A 17,299-nucleotide genomic window follows, 5' to 3' on the forward strand; every position below is an offset into this window, starting at 1 on the left:
TAGGGTCCTTCGCGTGATCGAATTCGCACGGAACGTCCGGCTCTGGTTCGCGCCCGAGGAGGTTCGGGAAGAAGGCGGTACGCCCGACTACCGGTTCTCGCTCGCCAACGAGCGCACCTTCCTGGCCTGGCTGCGCACCGCGCTCGCGCTGATCGGCGGGGGCTTCGCCGTGGACCAGTTCCTGCCGGACCTGCGCTGGGGCTGGCGGGTCGGGCTGGCGCTCGCGCTGCTGGGCGCCGGTGTGCTGTGCTCCCTGCGCGCGGTCAACCACTGGACGCGCTGCGAGCGGGCGATGCGCCGGGGCGAGGATCTGCCGGTGTCGAGGTTCCCGGCGCTGCTGAGCATCGTCGTGGCGGTCGTCGCGCTCGTGATGGTCTTCGTCGTGCTCGTCGGGTGGGAGGGGTGAGCGCGGTGGTCGCGGACGCCGGACGCGACCCGGGACTCCAGCCGGAGCGCACACGGCTCGCGTGGCGTCGTACGACCCTGTCCGGCACCGTCTCCGCCGTGCTCGCCATGAAGGCCGCGCTGCACGGCGGGGTGTCGCCGGTCGGTGTCGTCGCGTGCGCCCTGAGCACCGTCCTGTGGCTGGGCTTCCTGCTGCTCGCGCACCGCCGGATCCGCGCGCTCGCCGCGACCGGGGCCCCGGCAGCGCTCACCCCGCGACATGCCACGGCCACGGCGCTGTGCACGGTGGCCGTGGCGGTGTGCGGGGCGGCGCTGGTCTTCTGAAGACCCTGGGCTTCTGAAGACCCTGGGCTTCTGAAGACTCTGCCCTCCCTGGCCTCCCTGGCCTCCTCGCCGGTTCTAGAGCCCCGGGCCCTCCTGGCCCTCCTGTCCCTCCTCGCCCTCCGTCTCCCAGTCCACCGTGACCACGATCTTCCCCCTGGTCCGCCCCTCCTGGTTCAGCCGCTGTGCCTCGGCCGCCCGCTCCAGCGGGAAGGTCTCCGACACGTGCACCGAGACCACGCCCTGTTCCGCGAGCTCGGACAGGCGCTGGAGGTCGTCGGCGTCGGGGCGGACCCAGTAGTAGCGGCCGCCGTAGGCGACGACCTCGCCGTCCGCGATGGAGACCAGGCGGCCCTCGGGGGCCAGAAGGTTGGCCGAGACCGTGAGGGTCTCGCCGCCGATCGTGTCGAACGCCGCGTCCACGCCCTCGGGGGCCAGCCCGCGCACCCGTTCGGCCAGGCCTTCGCCGTAGGCGACCGGATCGCCGCCGAGGCCGCGTACGAAGTCGTGGTTGCGCGGGCTCGCCGTGCCGATGACGCGGGCGCCGAAGTGCCGGGCGAGCTGGACCGCGATCGAGCCGACGCCGCCGGCCGCGGCGTGCACGAGGACCGTCTCGCCGCGCTTGACCTGCAGCGCCTTGACGAGCACCTGGTAGGCCGTCAGCCCGGTCAGCGGCAGGCCGGCCGCCTCCTCGAAGGAGAGGTTGCGCGGCTTGTGGGCGAGGGTGCGCACCGGGGCGGCCACGTACTCGGCGAAGGTGCCACGGGACAGGAAGTCCTCGCGGACGTAGCCGATCACCTCGTCGCCGACCTCGAACTCCGTGACGGAGACGCCGAGTCCGACCACGACACCGGAGACGTCCCAGCCGGGGACCACCGGGAACACCGGGTCGAGGACGCGGTCCAGATGTCCCTCGCGGCAGTGCCAGTCGACCGGGTTGACGGCCGCCGCGCGGACCTTGACCAGGACCCCGTCGACGCCGACCTTGGGGTCGCGGACGTCACCGTACGCGAGGACCTCGGGGCCGCCGTAGCGTGCGTAGCTGATGGCCTTCATGGCACCGACCCTCCGGGGTAGTAGGGCGCCACGCAAGCGGGATGCCCGGATTTGCGGCGTTCGCGTGGCAGCCTGTCCGGCGTCATCGGCAACATCTCCGAAGGTGAGCAACATGACCACCGTCCACCAGGAACACGCCTCCCACGCGCACGCCCACGGCCCCGACTGCGGACACACCGAGGTCCGGCACGGCGACCACGTCGACTACGCACACGACGGGCACCTGCACCGCGAGCACAGTGGCCACTGGGACGAGTGCGAGCCCGCCGGCCACGTCTCGCACGAGGGCCACGACCATCAGCACGGCCAGGACTGCGGCCACGAGAGCGTGCTGCACGGCGACCACGTCGACTATCTGCACGACGGCCACCGGCACGCCCCGCACAACGGCCACTGGGACGATCACTGAGCTGCCGAAGGGCGCCGAAAAAGCACGCCGAAGGCACGCGGAAGGCACGCGGAAAACAGCTCCACGGCTCCTCGTCGCACCGCGCGGGGAGCCGTCCGCCTATCGTGGCCCGGATCACTTTCGCTCCACCCACTGGACGGCATACCGACCGGTCGGCATCATGAGGTGCAGACCCGTTCACCTGCCCGTAGGAGCGATGTATGAGCCCGGACCATCCGCCCGGACTGGACCTCGACCGGCTGCGCGGTCTGCTCGACCGCGAGCGGCCCGGTCTGGTCAACGGCCCCCTGACCGGCCGGCTGATCGAGGGCGGACGGTCGAACCTCACGTACACGGTCTCCGACGGCACCTCGCGCTGGGTCGTACGACGTCCTCCGCTCGGCCACGTCCTGGCCACCGCGCACGACATGAAGCGCGAGCACCGGGTGATCAGCGCGCTGCACCCGACGAGTGTGCCGGTGCCCGAGCCGCTGCTGCTGTGCGAGGACGAGGAGGTGCTCGGGGCGCCGTTCTACGTCATGGAGTTCGTCGAGGGCACGCCGTACCGCACGGCTGACCAGCTGGTTCCGCTCGGCCCGGCACGCACGCGTGACGCGGTGCTGGCGCTCGTGGACACGCTCGTCGAGCTGCACGCGGCGGACCCCGCCGAGGTGGGCCTCGCCGACTTCGGCCGGCCCGAGGGCTTCCTGGACCGGCAGCTGCGCCGCTGGGGCAAGCAGCTGGACGCCTCCCGCAACCGCGAGCTGGCCGGCATCGACGAGCTGCACGCGACGCTGGGCCGCCGACTGCCGGCCTCTCCGGCGGCCACGGTCATCCACGGCGACTACCGGCTCGACAACGTCCTCATCGGGGGCGACGACAAGATCAAGGCGATCCTCGACTGGGAGATGTCGACCCTCGGCGACCCGCTCACCGACCTGGGCCTGCTGGTCATGTACAGCCTGCCGCTCGGCATGCCCGACTCCCCCGTGTCCACGACCGCCGAGGCGCCCGGGCATCCCGCTCCGGCCGAGCTGGTCGAGCGGTACGCGGCCCGCTCGGGACGCGATGTCTCCCAGGTCTCCTGGTACACGGCGTTCGCGTGGTTCAAGCTCGCCGTGATCCTGGAGGGCATCCACTACCGCTACACCCTGGGCCAGACGGTCGGCCGCGGCTTCGACCGCATCGGCGACCTCGTCCCCGTCTTCATCCAGCACGGCCTCACCACCCTTCAGGAAGGCTGACCCGCCATGGACTTCGCGTTCGACGCGCGCACTGAGGAACTGCGCGCCAAGCTGCTCGCCTTCATGGACGAGTACGTCTACCCGGCCGAGGCGGTGGCGGAGGAGCAGCGGGCCGCGCTGGCGTCCCCGTGGGACACCCCGGCCGTGGTGGAGGAGCTGAAGGCGGAGGCGCGCAGGCAGGGCCTGTGGAACCTCTTCCTGCCCGACGCCGAGTACGGTGCCGGGCTGACCAACCTCCAGTACGCGCCGCTCGCCGAGATCACCGGCCGTTCCCCGCAGCTGGCGCCGACCGCGCTGAACTGCGCGGCGCCGGACACCGGCAACATGGAGGTGCTCTCCCAGTTCGGCGACGAGCAGCAGAAGAAGCAGTGGCTGGAGCCGCTGCTGGCCGGTGAGATCCGCTCGGCGTTCGCGATGACCGAGCCGGAGGTGGCCTCCTCGGACGCCACCAACATCACCACGTACATCGAGCGCGACGGCGACGACTACGTGATCACCGGCCGCAAGTGGTACATCTCCGGGGCGATGAACCCGGACTGCAAGATCTTCATCGTGATGGGCAAGACGGACCCGGACGGGTCCGACATCCGCCGCCAGCAGTCCATGGTGCTGGTCCCGCGCGACACCCCGGGCGTCACGGTCAAGCGCGCCATGAAGGTCTTCGGGTACGAGGACCACTACCACGGCGGCCACGCCGAGGTGATCTTCGACCACGCGCGCGTGCCGGTCGCGAATCTCATCGGCGAGGAGGGCGGCGGCTTCGCCATCGCGCAGGCCCGCCTCGGTCCGGGCCGTATCCACCACTGCATGCGGCTGATCGGCATGGCCGAGCGGGCGATCGAGCTGATGTGCCGGCGGGCCGTGTCCCGCAATGCCTTCGGCAAGGCGCTGGCCCAGCAGGGCGTGGTGCACAACTGGATCGCCGACGCGCGCGTGACGGTCGAGCAGCTGCGGCTGCTGGTCCTGAAGACGGCCTGGCTGATGGACACCGTCGGCAACCGGGGCGCCCACACCGAGATCCAGTCCATCAAGATCGCCACCCCGCGTGCGGTGGTCGACATCATCGACCGCGCGATCCAGCTGCACGGCGCGGGCGGCGTCAGCCAGGACTTCCCGCTGGCCGAGCTGTACGCGGGGGCACGGACGCTGATGATCGCGGACGGCCCGGACGAGGTGCACCAGCGGTCGCTGGCGCGACGGGAGCTGAAGAAGTACCTCTAGCCGCCGCTAATAGCCGCCCGAGTAGTGGTGGTCCGCGCGCGCGAGGGCGCGGACGAAGGAGACGAGGCGGAGCCAGAGAGTCGGTCGGCGAGTCATGGGTCCAGGCTGGCTCGCGGGCCGGCCAGCGGTCCAACAGATGGATTAGCTGGGCTGCATCTCTAGAATAGATGGATGGAGATGCGTCAGCTCCGCCACTTCATGGCGGTCGTCACCGAGGGCAGCTTCACCGCGGCCGCCCGTGCCGAGCTCATCGTCCAGTCGGCGCTCAGCACCTCGGTCCGCAACCTGGAACGGGAGCTGGGCGCCGATCTGTTCGACCGCACGGGTCGGCGGGTGGTGCTCACCGAGGCGGGCCGGGCGCTGCTTCCGCAGGCCCGCGCACTGTTGGCCGGCGCAGACGCCGCGCGGGACGCCGTGGCCGCCGTGGCGGGGCTGTCCGCCGGACGGGTGGCGATCGGCACCATCCAGACGCTGACCTGCGTCAACCTCCCCGCCGAACTCGCCGCGTTCCACCAGGGCTTCCCCGGCATCCAGGTGTCCGTGCGGGACGCGACGGTGAGCGAACTGACGGAGGCGCTGCGCGCCGGGGAGCTGGACCTGGCGTATCTGGCGCCGGACGCGCGGGAGCTGCCCGAGGGGCTGACGGCGTACGCGACCTGGCACGAGGAGCTGGTGCTGATCACCGCGCCGGGGCATCCGCTGGCCGAGGCGGGGCGCACGCTCATCAAGGACCTCGCCCAAGAGCCGTTCGTCGACTTCCGGGCGGGGACGGGCCTGGAGACGGCCGTACGGCGGCTGGCGGCCCACTGCGGCCTGGAGCGCCGGATCACCTGTGACGTCACCCAGGCGGGGCTGCTGGTGGAGCTGGTGCGGGCCGGGATCGGGGTGGCGTTCGTGCCCCGGCCGATCGGGGAGCGGGCCGGGCTGCCGTGTGTGACGATCCGGCAGCCGGAGCCGGGGCGCACGGTGGTGCTGGCGGGGCGGGGGGCCAGGCCGCGCAATCCGGCGGCCGGGGCCCTGCTCGGTCACCTCACGGGCGCAGCGCCCGCAGCAGCAGGTCGGCCAGGTGGTCGGCGACTTCCTGCGGGCCCATAGGGCCGTCGGGGCGGTACCAGGTCGACAGGTGGTGGACGGAGCCGAAGTGGTAGTCCACGACCAGGTCGGCCGGGGTGGCCTTGGAGAAGACCCCGCTCTCCTGGCCCTCCTCCACCAGCGCGCGGAAGCGTTCGTGGTAGCGCCGGCGCTCGGCGCGGACCTGCTTGTTCTTCTCCGGGCTCAGATGGTGCATGGAGCGGAAGAAGATCGACGCGTCGTCGAGGTTCTCGATGGTGGTGACGACGACGTCCGCCGCCGCCCCCCTGAGTCGCTTCTCGATGGGCTCGTCGGCGTTGGCGAAGGCGTCGAGGCGCTCCTGCTGGACGCGCAGCACGCGCGCGTACACCTCGTGCAGCAGGTCGTCCTTGGAGCCGAAGTAGTGGTACAGCGCCCCCTTGGTGACGCCGGCCGCCTCGACGATCTCCTGCACGGAGGTGCGGTCGTAGCCCTGCTCGGCGAAGAGCCGGGTGGCGGCGGCCAGCAGCCGCTGCGGGACGGGCGTACCGTCCCCGTCGTTCGTCCTGGCCACCTGCCGCCACCTGCCCTTCCGTTCGCTCTTGCGCGTTCTACTGCTCGGCCTGCCCGCGGGAACGCAGTTCCCGACGGAGGATCTTCCCCGTCGCCGTCTTCGGCAGGTCGGAGAGTATCTCCACCTGCCTCGGGTATTTGTAGGCGGCCAGTCTCTCCTTGCAGTACACCGCGAGTTCATCCGGGTCCGTGTCGGCCCCCGGGCGCAGGCTGATGTACGCCTTCACGGTCTCCCCGCGGTACCCGTCGGGCACGCCGACGACGGCCGCCTCGCGCACCGCCGGGTGGGTGTAGAGCACGTCCTCGACCTCGCGCGGCCAGACCTTGAAGCCGGACGCGTTGATCATGTCCTTCTTGCGGTCGACGACGTACAGCCAGCCCTGCTCGTCCATGAAGCCGATGTCGCCGGTGCGCAGCTCGCCGTCGGGGAAGGTCTCGGCGGTGGCGTCGGGGCGGCGCCAGTAGCCGGGCACGACCTGCGGGCCGCGGACGACGATCTCGCCCTGCTCTCCGAAGGGCACCTCGGCGCCCTGGTCGTCGACGATCCGTACGACCGTGTCGGGCCCCGGCAGGCCCACGGCCAGCGTCCCCGACACCGGGTCGACGGGGGCCTCCAGGGTGGGCGGCACGGAGGCGCAGGGGGCGGTGCACTCGGTGAGGCCGTAGCCGTTGCGGATGTACGGCCCGAAGGCGGCCCGGAACTTCTCCACCAGGGCGGGCGGCAGCGGGGCGCCGCCGGAGGAGATCATCCGGAAGGAGGCGAAGTGGTCGCGGGTGACGTCCGGGTGCGCTGCCAGCGCCATGAAGGCCGTCGACGGGCCCACGGTGTAGTGCGGGCCGTGCTCGGCGAACGCGTCGAGGACGACGCCCGCCTCGAAGCGGTACGCCAGCACGAGCGTGCCCGCGCTGCTCAGACAGGCGCCGAGCTGGCAGACCATGCCGGTGATGTGGAACAGCGGCGCCAGCGCGAAGTACACGGGCGCGTCGGGCAGTTCGAGCCCGGTCCGCTGCCGCTCGGCGTTGTACATGAGGTTGGCGTGCGTGTTGGTGGCTCCCTTGGGAGCCCCGCTGGTGCCCGAGGTGTAGCTGATGAGGGCGATGTCGGACGGCTCGGGGTCCCGGCCCTCCGGCGCCTTGAGTCCCGCCCGCGCCACGGCCGTCAGGTCCTCGGCGTCGGCGGCCCGCGGCAGCCGCTCGAAGCTCAGCACGCGCGCGTCGTTGCGCGTCTGGAAGTCCAGCTCGCACCCGGTGAGCACGATCCGCACCGGCGAGTCGGCGGCCGTCTCGCGCAGATACGACTCCCAGGCCCGGTCGGAGCAGATCAGCGCGGCCACCTCGCCGTCCCGCAGGACGTGGGTGACCTCCCCCGCCTTGTACATGGGGTTGACGGGCACGACGGTCGCGCCCGCCTTCCACGCGCCGAGGAGAGCGAGCAGGAAGTGCGGGGAGTTCTGCAGCAGGATCGCCACACGGTCGCCGCGCGCAAGGCCGCGCGCGGCGAGATGCCCGGCGACGGAGTCGCTCAGCTCGTCGACCTCGCGGTAGCTGAGCCGCCCGTCGAAATAGGCGAGGAAGGTGCGGTCGGGGACCTCGGAGGCTGCCGTGCGCAGGGCGTGCACCAGCGAGTCGGCGGGGTCGATCGGCGCGCGCTGGGCGTCGCTGAGCAGGGCGACCCAGGGCTTGGCGGCGTACAGGGAGTCGGTCACCGGGCCTCCTCCCACTTCTGCTGGATGTGGTTCATGCCGGCCAGCCAGCGGTCGGGCTCGGCGGCCCGGGCCTGGTAGTAGGCGGCGACCTCGGGGTGCGGGAGGATCAGGAAGCGGTCCTCCTCGATGCCCTTGAAGAGCGCCTCGGCCACGTCCTCCGGCTCGACGGCGGTCGGCTTGAGCACCAGGTCGCCCGCGCTGCCGGTGGCGGCGAGCATGTCGGTGCGCACGCCCTGGGGGCAGATGGCGTGGACCTTGATCCCGCGGTGCCGGTAGGTCAGCGACAGGTACTCGGCGAAGGCGTACGCCCCGTGCTTGGTGACGGCGTACGGGGCGGCGCCGATCATGGTCAGCAGTCCGGCCGCGGACACGGTCGACACGAACCGCCCGCTGCCCCGCTCCAGCCACGCCGGCAGCAGTTCATGCGCGGCACGCACGTGTGCCATGACGTTGACGTCCCAGGACAGCTCCCAGGCCTTGGCGTCGGCGAGATCGTCCACGTCCGGACCACCGAAGGCGACACCGGCGTTGGCGCAGTAGACGTCGACGGTCCCGCCGAGCGCGGCCCGGGCATCGGCGACGACGGCGGAGGCGTCTCCGGGCACGGCGACGCCACCGATCTCGTCGGCGACGGCCTTGGCCCGGTCGGCGTCGAGATCGTTGACGACGACACGGGCCCCTTCGGCGGCGAACCGCCGCGCGAGGGCGGCCCCGATCCCTCCCCCGGCTCCGGTGACGACGACACCAGCACCCTGCACGGCTTCCACCATCGGTCTCCTTCGACTGCGGCTCCAGACTTCGGCCAGACTAACCGGTCGGTATGTCTCTAGGAAGGGGCGAGGTCATGCCGCTAGGGGCGCGGGGAACTGCGCGACAAGCCACGACTCACCCGCACCTTCCACACAACCGGCGGGAGCAATACCGTGCCCCTCATGCGCCTATCCAGACGAGCCCTCCTCGCAGCGACGACGGCAGCAACCGCACTCTCCTCCGCACCCCCGGCCTCCGCGGCCCCCCACCGCCACCTGCGTACCGGCTTCGAACGACTCTCCGCCGACGGCTACACCCTCCTGAACGGCCAGCGCGTAGGCATCGTCACCAACCCCACCGGCATCACCCGGGACGCCCGCCACATCGTCGACGTCATGCACGCCGACCCCCGCGTGAACCTGGTGGCCGTCTTCGGCCCCGAGCACGGCTTCCGCGGCACCGCGCAGGCGGGCGGCTCCGAGGGCCGCTACGACGACCCCGCCACCGGGCTCCCCGTCTACGACACGTACCTGAAGAGCGGCCAACCCCTCGCCGACGTCTTCACCGCGTCCGGCGTCGACACCGTCGTCTTCGACATCCAGGACGTGGGCGCCCGCTTCTACACGTACATCTGGACGCTCTACGACTGCATGGAGGCGGCGCAGGTCGCGGGGAAGCGGTTCGTGGTGCTCGACCGCCCGAACCCCGTCACCGGCCGCTCCGCCGAAGGCCCTGTCCTGCACAAGGAGTTCGCGACCTTCGTCGGCCGGGAGCCGATCTCGCAGGCGCACGGCATGACGGTCGCCGAGCTGGCGCGGCTGTTCAACGGGGAGTTCCTGACCGCGCCCGTCGCGCTGGACACCGTACTGATGACGGGATGGAGGCGGGCTGATTTCTACGACGCCTCAGCCCTGCCCTGGGTGCCGCCGAGCCCCAACATGCCCACCCCCGACACCGCGCTGGTGTACTCGGGGACGTGTCTCTTCGAGGGCACGAACCTGTCCGAGGGCCGTGGCACCACCCGCCCCTTCGAACTGCTGGGCGCGGAGGGGATCGACGGGCGGTGGGCCGCCGCCGCGAACGAACTCGGGTTGCCGGGCGTGCACTTCAGGGAGGCGTACTTCGCGCCGACGTTCTCCAAGTTCCAGGGGAAGACGGTCGGCGGGGTACAGATCCATGTGCACGACCGGGCGGCGTACGACCCGGTCCGCACCGGGGTCGGGCTGCTGGTGACCGCCAAGCGTGTGTGGTCCGGGTTCGCGTGGCGGTCCGACAACTGGATCGACAAACTCACCGGTTCCCCGCAGGTGCGGACGGCGATCGACGCGGGCGCGGGCGTCGACGACGTGGTGGCGGGCTGGCGTCAGGAGCTGGCCGCGTTCCGCCGCACCCGTAAGGAGTACCTGCTGTACAGATGATCCCCTGGGCCGAACAGGGCAGTTGACTCGCGAAGTATGGCCAACTTCGCCCCACAGCAGGACGATGCGACGGCATCGCACCGCTTCGGGGGACAAGGGGGCCTGTCATGGCGGATCCGGCAATGAGCGTGAGCCCGTACTGGGAGCTGACGTTCGACGCGGACGGTGACCCGGACGGCGCACGGCGGGACCGGCTGCTGGCCGGTGTCGCGGAGCACGGCGTCAAGGATCTGATCGTCTTCGCGCACGGCTGGAACAACGACCGTTCGGGGGCGACGCGGCTCTGCAGCCGCTTCTTCGCGCCGATCCCCGAGCTCGCGCCGCAGGCGAAGCTCGGGTACGTGGGAGTCGTGTGGCCGTCGATGCGGTTCTGCGACGAGCCCATCCCGGACTTCCCGAGGTCGGTGACGGCCGAGACCACACGGCGGCCGGCGCTGGACAAGGACACCCGGCACGCGCTCCTTGAGACCTTCCCCGGCCGGGCCACCGTGATCGACCAGATCGCGCGGCTGCTGGACCAGCAGCCGCGCGAGGACGCCGAGTTGGAGGAGTTCAGGCGGCTGGTGCGGCTGCTGGTCGAGGTGGTGCCGGCGGGGCCGCAGGCGCTGTTCGGGGCGGACACCCTCGCGGAAGGCGTGCCGCAGAGCGAGCCGGACATGTTCTCCGGACCCGCGGCCGGGGTGTGCGGGGACTTCGCGCGGGGGCTCGCCGAGATCGAGGCGCCGGACGGCGTGACGGAGGGATTCTCGCTCCCCAACCCCTGGGACGGGGCGCACGAGTTGCTGCGGCAGGCGACGTACTACGCGATGAAACGGCGTGCTGGGACGGTCGGTGAGCGGGGGCTCGGGAGAGTCATCGGGCAGCTCGCGGCCAAGCGGCCCGAGGTGCGGGTGCATCTCGTCGGGCACAGCTTCGGCGGGCGCCTGGTGTCGTTCGCGCTGCGCGGGCTGCCCGAGGGGGTGCGCACGGTGAAGTCGGTGACGCTGCTCCAAGGGGCCTTCTCGCACTACGCGTTCGCCGCCCGGCTGCCGCACGACGCGCGCGCGGGCGGGGTGTTGCACGGGCAGCAGAACCGCATCGACGGCCCGCTGGTGTGCTGCTACTCCCACTTCGACATGGCGCTGAGCACCATGTATCCACTCGCCTCGCGCATGGCCGGGGACGCGGAGGGGGCCGCCCTGGACATCGGGCGGATGCTGGGCGCCAAGTGGGGGGCGATGGGCCACGACGGGGTGCAGGCGGTGCCGGGCACGCGCGCGTGGAAGCTCGCCGACGCGCTCAGGACCCCGCTGCCGACGTCCGGGTGCGTGAACATCGACGCGGCGTCGGTGGTGAAGGACGGCAAGGCGCCGGCCGGGGCGCACAGCGACATCGTGCACCGGGAGCTGGCGCAGGTGGTGGTGGCGGCGGGCCGCATCCGCTGACCCGCCGCCACCCGAAGGTCACCGGTGTGAGGTGAACTCCACGACCTGCTGGTAGGTCGGCCGGTTCTGCCAGCTGATGTTGTAGTGCTTGATGCCGCCGAGGGTGCGCTGGACGATCGAGTCGGCGCACCACTGGTTGCCCGCGGAACACAGGTCGTCGCCCGGGTAGACCTGGGCCGCGGTCTTGCCGGCCGCCGTCTTCAGGGTGCTGATCAGGATGTCCCGGCAGGCGCTGAGGCTGCCGCCGCCGCAGTACTTGTCCGCCAGCGGTCCCTGCACGGGCTCACCGAGCACCGCGCGGATGTCCTTGTCGACGTAGGACCACCAGCCGTACTGGAAGGAGCTGCCCGCGTGCGAGCCGGTCGGGCCGTGCGCGGCCGAAGGCGACTCGTCCACCGGCAGGTTGGCCTGGAGGGCGGTGAACAGGTCACTTCCGAGGCCCGGTTTGAACTCGGCTTCCGCCAGCAGCGGCCACCACGCGTCGAGGATGCGGATCGCGTCCGCGTTGGCGTACGTCTTCGAACCCGCCGACGTCTCCGTGCGCTTGCCGCCCGCGGTGAGCCAGGTCTGGAGCTTGGTCACCGCGGCCGCGGCCGTGGAGTCGGTGACCGTACTGCTGTTGATCACCTTCAACAGGTCGGGCAGCACGTCCTCCGCGCGCAGGTCGGCGAGGGCCGCGTCGGCCATCGCCTTCACCAGCGAGGCCCGGGTGACACCGCCCGCGGCGACGAGCTTCTTCACGCGGTCCTCCAGGAGGTTGCCGCGATGCACCGAGCCGTCGCCCCAGGGCGCGGTCGTGTAGTCCTTCGCCTGTTTGTTGTTCCAGGAGATGTAGTAGTCCTGGTCGATGGAGTTGGGGTGGGCCGAAGCCGCCGTGTAGTCGGCGGTGTTGGTCGTCGGGTTCCAGTTCTTCCACTCGTACGACGCCTGCGCCCACACCGGGAACTCCGCGTCCACGCCGCTCGCGCGCACCGGGTTGTCGCCGCTGTTGTAGTACGCGGTGTGCGTGGAGTCGGCGTAGAACCAGTTGAACGTGTAGTTGATGTGCTGCACCGCGCTCTGGAAGGTCTGCGGACTCTTCACGTAGTCGGGGTCGTTGAGCATCTGGAAGCCGATGATCGAGTCGGCCTCGTGCATGTAGGAGGAGCGCAGGGTGGTGTAGGCGACCTTCTTGCCGCCGACGGTCGCCCGGTAGGCGACGGGGCCGTACTTCGTCTTCCAGACCCGCATGGTGTAGGAGCCGGCGGCGGTGCCGTCGGCCGTGGTCGGGGCCCAGGAGTTCTTCTGTTCGATCTTCTCCATGGCCGTGCAGGTGCCGTGGTACAGGTAGTGGAAGTCGTCCTGGCACAGCTCGACGGCGTAGGTGTCGATGATGTCCTGGCCGGAGGTCGTCGCCGACCACGAGTAGTCCTGGCCGCGGCCGAGTTCGACGTACATGCTCAGGCCCGCGAAGGAGGCGCCGCGCGCGCTGATGCCGGGGCCCTGGATCTCCTGGAGCATGAGGAGCTGAGGGGCGAAGTAGCCGGTCTGCGGGCCGAAGACGGCGACCGGGTGGCCGCTCGCGGTGTGGGCGCCGCTGACGACGAGGGCGTTGGACATGCCGCGCTTGGCGGAGGTGAGGGCGTTCGCGGTGGCCGTGGCGGCGGCCTTGGAGGCACTCTGGTCGCCACCGGTGCCGGTCGGGTCGTAGACCAGCGGCTCGGTGGCCACGGTGCCGGCGTCGGGGAGCGCCTCGCCCTGCGGGGTGGTGGGCTTGGTGGCGTACGGGAAGCTCTCGCCGTTGTGGACGGTGAGGACGGCCTCGGGGTCGTTGCGCTCGCGGAAGGACTCCCAGACCTCGGTGCCCTTGGTCACCCCGTACTGCTCCTGGGCGGCGAGCAGCGATATCGCGTTGTTGACCTCACCGCCGCCGCCGGAGCCGAACAGGGCACCGATGACGGAGGCCAGCGCGACCAGGTCGGTGATCTTGAAGTGGTCGATGGTGCCGGCGTTGGTGACGGAGTCCTTGTGACCGGTGAGGACGTACTCGCCGGGGAAGTAGCGGCCGCTGTCGGAGGCGTCGATGTAGGCGTTGATGCCCGCGAGGTAGGCGTTGGCGTCGGCGAGGGCCTGCTGGCCCCGGGTGCCGTTGCTGGCGACCGCGTTGTCGATCTGCGCCTGGAGGTCGGCCTCGCTGTAGGGGGCGTTGCGCCAGAACTGCTGTTCCAGGCCCTGGTTGGAGGGGGCGCCGCCCGCGAAGGTGGTGAGCTGGCCGCGCCCGACGTGGCGGAACACGTCCATCAGCCACAGCCGGTCCTGGGCGGCCGCATAGCCCGCGCCGAACTCGGTGCCGTATCGGGTGGTACCGGTGATGTGCGGCACACCCGTCTTCTTGTCGCGGACGATCGTCACGTCGGTGCGGCCGGCGGGGTTCAGGGTGGAGGCGACCTGGTCGGAGGCCACGCCGAACGAGGCGTCGTTGAAGAAGGTGTTGATCGTGGCGTTGGTGAGCGACGAGTAGCCCTTGGCGAGGTTCGCGTACGGGCCGAGCTGGTCCTCGGCGTGGTCTGGCTGGCTGCCGAAGGCCTGGTTGAGGAGGATCTGGGCGAGGGTGGCGTTGCCGTTCTCGCCGGGCGGCAGGATGTCGGAGCACTGGCTGCCGCAGTAGTCGTTGGCGGCCACGGTCTCGGCTGCCGCCGCTGCTTGGCCAAGAGGGGACAAAAGACCGGCAATCAGGGCGCATACGGATGCGGTCTTCAGGAACCCGGTGACTCTGCCGGGAGTTCTCAGTCTGTCGAGAGCGGTGCGTGAGGTGCGCCGAGGCATGGCAGCTCCTACCGACGGGGGTGGGCCGGACGTTACCGCCGGTATCCCCGGGATTGAAGATGAACATGCGTCAAGTTTTGGTACCCGATCCGGAGGCGAATGGGGGTCATCGGAAATCGGATGGAGCCAAATCGCTTGTCGATACGTCTATTCGGCGACGTCCGTTCGACGACGCCGAAGTGACCGAAGTACAGGTGCAGGTGTGACGGAGGTGCAGGGCGATGGCCGGTTTCCGGAGTCTGGCGAGACAGGTGCGAGATCCGCGGTGTGATCTGGCGCTGCGACGCTACTCACTGCGCAAGTGCCTGGAGCGGTTCGCTCCTTACGGGCACAGGGCGACCTGGGACCACTTGTGCTCCCGGGCCGGATTCGGTCCTGAGGACCGGTCCCCCGACCCGGCGCGGCTCGTGGCCGCGTTGGACGAACTGGAGGAGGCGCGTTCGGTCTGGCTCGCCTACGAGGTCGAGTTCGCCGAGCGACGCAAGAAGGAGAAGCACGACGGTCTGCGCAGGCCGGGCAGTGTCGACGACTGGCACCGGCTGACCTGGGGCGGCTTCGGTGTCGCCTGGTGCGACGACCCGCGGCTCCACCCCCGTGAGCCGCTGGCTGAGGTGCTGCGCAAACTGATCTCCGCGCTGGAGCGCGAACCGGGAGCTGTGTGCCCGGTGTGCAGCGGAGAGCGACTGATCTGGAAGTACGACCTGGCCCACGAACCCTCCTCGGGCCCGGTCTGCACGGACTGCGGGATCGTGGTCCCCCGTCCGGTACTGACACCCGAGGCCCTGGCGTCGTCCAAGCGTGGACGGCTGCTGGTGTCCGCCTGAGTGGTGCGACCGGGGGTGCGCCGGGGATGCCGCACCCCCTCTTTGACGGCGGGTTCACCTGGTTTTCCACATCGGGCCGGTTGTCCACAGGAACGGCTCGGGCCCGGGCCGATGTCGGTGCCGGCTGGCACCATCGAGTCATGGTTCAGGTGTGTCTCAACGGGCCCCGAGGGGCAGCCGACGGAGCGGTGGTGCCGCTGACGCCGGAGGCGTTGGCCGAGTCCGCGGCGGCGGCCGTCGCGGCCGGGGCCACGGACATCCATGTCCACCCCAAGACGCCCTGCGGCAGCGACTCGTTGTCACCCCGCGTCCTCGCGCCGACCCTGGAGGCGATACGGGCGCTGGTGTCGGTCCCGGTCGGCGTCACCACGGGCGCCTGGGCGGAACCGGACCCGGCGGCCCGGCTGGAGCGGATCCGGAGCTGGACGGTGCTCCCCGACCACGCCTCGGTCAACTGGCACGAACCGGGCGCCGAGGAGCTGGCCGCCGCGCTGATCGACCGGGGTGTCGGCGTGGAGGCCGGGATCTGGTCCGGTACGGACGGGGCGGCGCGGTTCGCCAAGTCGCCGCTCGGCCCGGCAGTGCTGCGGGTGCTGGCCGAGGTGACGGACACCTCGCCGGACACCGCCCAGGACACGGCCCGCGCCCTGCTGTCCGACCTCGGCACGGCACCGCACGGCCGCCCGGTGCTGCTGCACGGCGAGGACGGCGGGGCCTGGCCGGTGCTGCGGCTGGCCGGACAGCTGGGACTGGCGACGCGCATCGGCCTGGAGGACACCCTGCTGCTCCCGGACGGCGAACCGGCGCTGTCCAACGCCCAGTTGGTGTCGGCGGGACTGGTCCAGTACGAGTCGGCGAGACACTCGTCGTGACCGGACCGGCGACGGTACCAGCCACAAATCCCCTCGCTCCACCCCTTTCACACCCGGACAGTTGGAGGCGATGAAACGCACCTGAGCACAGGAACGAGGAACCCCGATGTCGACGCTGCGCGTCACCGCCGAAGTGCTGACCGTCCATGAACACCCCAACGCCGACGCGCTCGAACTGGCCCAGGTGGGCCTGTACCGGGCCGTCGTCGCCAAGGGCGCCTACCGCACCGGCGACGCGGCCGTGTACATCCCCGAGCAGTCCGTGCTGCCCGCCGCCCTGATCGAGGAACTCGGCCTCACCGGACGGCTGGCCGGCGGCAACGCGGACCGGGTCAAGGCGGTCCGGCTGCGCGGCGAGCTCTCGCAGGGCATCGTGTGCCGGCCCGCGGCGCTGAGCGGCGTCGAGCTGGCGCGGGCGGCGAAGGACGGCACCGACTTCGCGGAACTGCTCGGCATCACCAAGTGGGTGCCCCCGATCCCGCCCACGATGAGCGGCGAGGTGGAGTCCGCCCCCGACCTGCTGTCCTGGGTCGACATCGAGAACATCCAGCGCTACCCGGACGTCTTCACCCCGGGCGAGCCGGTGGTCCTGACCGAGAAGCTGCACGGCTCGGCGTGCCTGGTCACCTATGTCGCGGCCGACGAGCGGGTGTACGTCTCCTCGAAGGGCTTCGGCGCCAAGTCCCTGGCGCTGAAGGCGGACCCGCGGAACCTGTACTGGCGGGCGGTACAGGGCCACGGCGTCGCCGACGCGGCCGCCCGCCTGGCCACCCGCCTCGGCGCGAGCCGGGTCGGCATCTTCGGCGAGGTCTACGGCGCGGGCGTCCAGGACCTCACGTACGGCGCGGACGGCCGCCGGGACACCCTCGGCTACGCGGTCTTCGACGTCTCAGCGGAGATCGACGGCGAGGTCCGGTGGCTGAACGCGCAGGAACTCCTGGACGGGGAGCTGCCGTTGGTGCCGCGCCTCTTCGAGGGGCCGTACGACATCGAGCGGGTACTGGAGGTGGCGAGCGGGAGGGAGACGGTGTCCGGACGTGAACTGCACCTCCGCGAGGGCGTGGTCATCCGGCCGACCGTAGAGCGCTACAGCGAGGTGACGGGCGGCAGGGCGATAGCGAAGGCGGTCAGCCCCGCCTATCTGACCAGGAAGAATGGAACAGAGTACGAGTAAGCCTCCCTAAGGGGCGCGGGGAACTGCGCGCCAAGCCACAACGCACCCGCACCCGGCAACGCGCACAG

The 17,299-nt window shown here is 71.0% G+C and carries 16 protein-coding genes; 11 read left to right on the plus strand and 5 right to left on the minus strand.

From position 1 onward, the window contains the following. The first annotated feature begins 13 nt into the window (after positions 1–13). Positions 14–406 carry a YidH family protein gene (locus CRP56_RS08740; protein WP_097261910.1) on the plus strand — a complete coding sequence of 131 codons (393 nt, stop codon included), beginning with the start codon at positions 14–16 and terminating at the stop codon, positions 404–406. After that, positions 403–729, plus strand: coding sequence for a DUF202 domain-containing protein (locus tag CRP56_RS08745; RefSeq protein WP_373559634.1), 327 nt, complete (start codon positions 403–405; stop codon positions 727–729). Before CRP56_RS08740 ends, CRP56_RS08745 begins: the two co-directional genes overlap by 4 nt. Before the next feature lie 75 nt (positions 730–804). On the opposite strand, the gene CRP56_RS08750 is transcribed toward CRP56_RS08745, so the two are convergent. After that, positions 805–1,782 (minus strand): NADP-dependent oxidoreductase, encoded by a 978-nt coding sequence (locus tag CRP56_RS08750; protein ID WP_097261912.1) that lies wholly within the window; start codon positions 1,780–1,782, stop codon positions 805–807. Between the two features lie 112 nt (positions 1,783–1,894). On the opposite strand from CRP56_RS08750, the gene CRP56_RS08755 reads away from it, so the two are divergent. The 4 genes from CRP56_RS08755 (at position 1,895) to CRP56_RS08770 (ending at position 5,730) form a co-directional block, all read left to right on the plus strand. Continuing rightward, entirely contained in the window at positions 1,895–2,191 is a 297-nt protein-coding gene (locus CRP56_RS08755; RefSeq protein ID WP_097261915.1) for a hypothetical protein, read from the plus strand. A 200-nt stretch (positions 2,192–2,391) separates the two neighbouring features. Further along, entirely contained in the window at positions 2,392–3,414 is a 1,023-nt protein-coding gene (locus CRP56_RS08760; RefSeq protein WP_097261917.1) for a phosphotransferase family protein, read from the plus strand. A gap of 6 nt (positions 3,415–3,420) precedes the next feature. Continuing rightward, positions 3,421–4,635, plus strand: a complete 1,215-nt coding sequence (locus CRP56_RS08765; protein WP_097261919.1) for an acyl-CoA dehydrogenase — start codon at positions 3,421–3,423, stop codon at positions 4,633–4,635. A gap of 171 nt (positions 4,636–4,806) precedes the next feature. Beyond that, entirely contained in the window at positions 4,807–5,730 is a 924-nt protein-coding gene (locus CRP56_RS08770; RefSeq protein ID WP_097261922.1) for a LysR family transcriptional regulator, read from the plus strand. On the opposite strand, the gene CRP56_RS08775 is transcribed toward CRP56_RS08770, so the two are convergent. From CRP56_RS08775 to CRP56_RS08785, 3 genes are read right to left on the minus strand one after another with little or no spacing between them, the layout of a single operon-like run. Further along, the gene (locus tag CRP56_RS08775; protein WP_097261925.1) at positions 5,666–6,259 is read right to left on the minus strand and encodes a TetR/AcrR family transcriptional regulator; all 594 of its coding nucleotides are present in this window, start codon (positions 6,257–6,259) and stop codon (positions 5,666–5,668) included. The genes CRP56_RS08770 and CRP56_RS08775 overlap by 65 nt on opposite strands. Before the next feature lie 37 nt (positions 6,260–6,296). Next, a complete protein-coding gene (locus tag CRP56_RS08780) occupies positions 6,297–7,964 on the minus strand; it encodes a class I adenylate-forming enzyme family protein (protein WP_097261927.1) in 1,668 nt (555 codons plus the stop codon). Then, positions 7,961–8,734, minus strand: a complete 774-nt coding sequence (locus CRP56_RS08785) for an SDR family oxidoreductase (RefSeq protein WP_097261930.1) — start codon at positions 8,732–8,734, stop codon at positions 7,961–7,963. Before CRP56_RS08785 ends, CRP56_RS08780 begins: the two co-directional genes overlap by 4 nt. Positions 8,735–8,896: 162 nt before the next feature. Here CRP56_RS08785 and CRP56_RS08790 point away from each other — a divergent pair, with 162 nt between their 5' ends. Both CRP56_RS08790 and CRP56_RS08795 read left to right on the plus strand, forming a co-directional pair. Continuing rightward, the gene (locus CRP56_RS08790; protein ID WP_097261933.1) at positions 8,897–10,132 is read left to right on the plus strand and encodes an exo-beta-N-acetylmuramidase NamZ family protein; all 1,236 of its coding nucleotides are present in this window, start codon (positions 8,897–8,899) and stop codon (positions 10,130–10,132) included. Between the two features lie 107 nt (positions 10,133–10,239). Next, positions 10,240–11,556, plus strand: a complete 1,317-nt coding sequence (locus CRP56_RS08795) for a serine-threonine protein kinase (RefSeq protein ID WP_097261935.1) — start codon at positions 10,240–10,242, stop codon at positions 11,554–11,556. A gap of 18 nt (positions 11,557–11,574) precedes the next feature. Here the strand turns inward: CRP56_RS08795 and CRP56_RS08800 are convergent, their stop codons facing one another. After that, on the minus strand, positions 11,575–14,361 hold the full coding sequence (locus CRP56_RS08800; RefSeq protein WP_097261937.1) for a penicillin acylase family protein: 2,787 nt from the start codon (positions 14,359–14,361) through the stop codon (positions 11,575–11,577). Positions 14,362–14,582: 221 nt separating this feature from the next. Between CRP56_RS08800 and CRP56_RS08805 the strand changes: the two genes are divergently transcribed. From CRP56_RS08805 to CRP56_RS08815, 3 genes are all read left to right on the plus strand, one after another. Continuing rightward, positions 14,583–15,185, plus strand: coding sequence for a hypothetical protein (locus CRP56_RS08805; protein WP_097261940.1), 603 nt, complete (start codon positions 14,583–14,585; stop codon positions 15,183–15,185). 140 nt (positions 15,186–15,325) lie between these two features. Then, entirely contained in the window at positions 15,326–16,057 is a 732-nt protein-coding gene (locus CRP56_RS08810) for a 3-keto-5-aminohexanoate cleavage protein (protein ID WP_097261942.1), read from the plus strand. Positions 16,058–16,163: 106 nt separating this feature from the next. Next, a complete protein-coding gene (locus tag CRP56_RS08815; protein ID WP_097261945.1) occupies positions 16,164–17,231 on the plus strand; it encodes an RNA ligase (ATP) in 1,068 nt (355 codons plus the stop codon). The last annotated feature ends 68 nt before the right edge of the window (positions 17,232–17,299 follow it).

It is taken from the genome of Streptomyces sp. TLI_55 (genome assembly GCF_900206255.1).
GTDB lineage: Bacteria > Actinomycetota > Actinomycetes > Streptomycetales > Streptomycetaceae > Streptomyces > Streptomyces aquilus.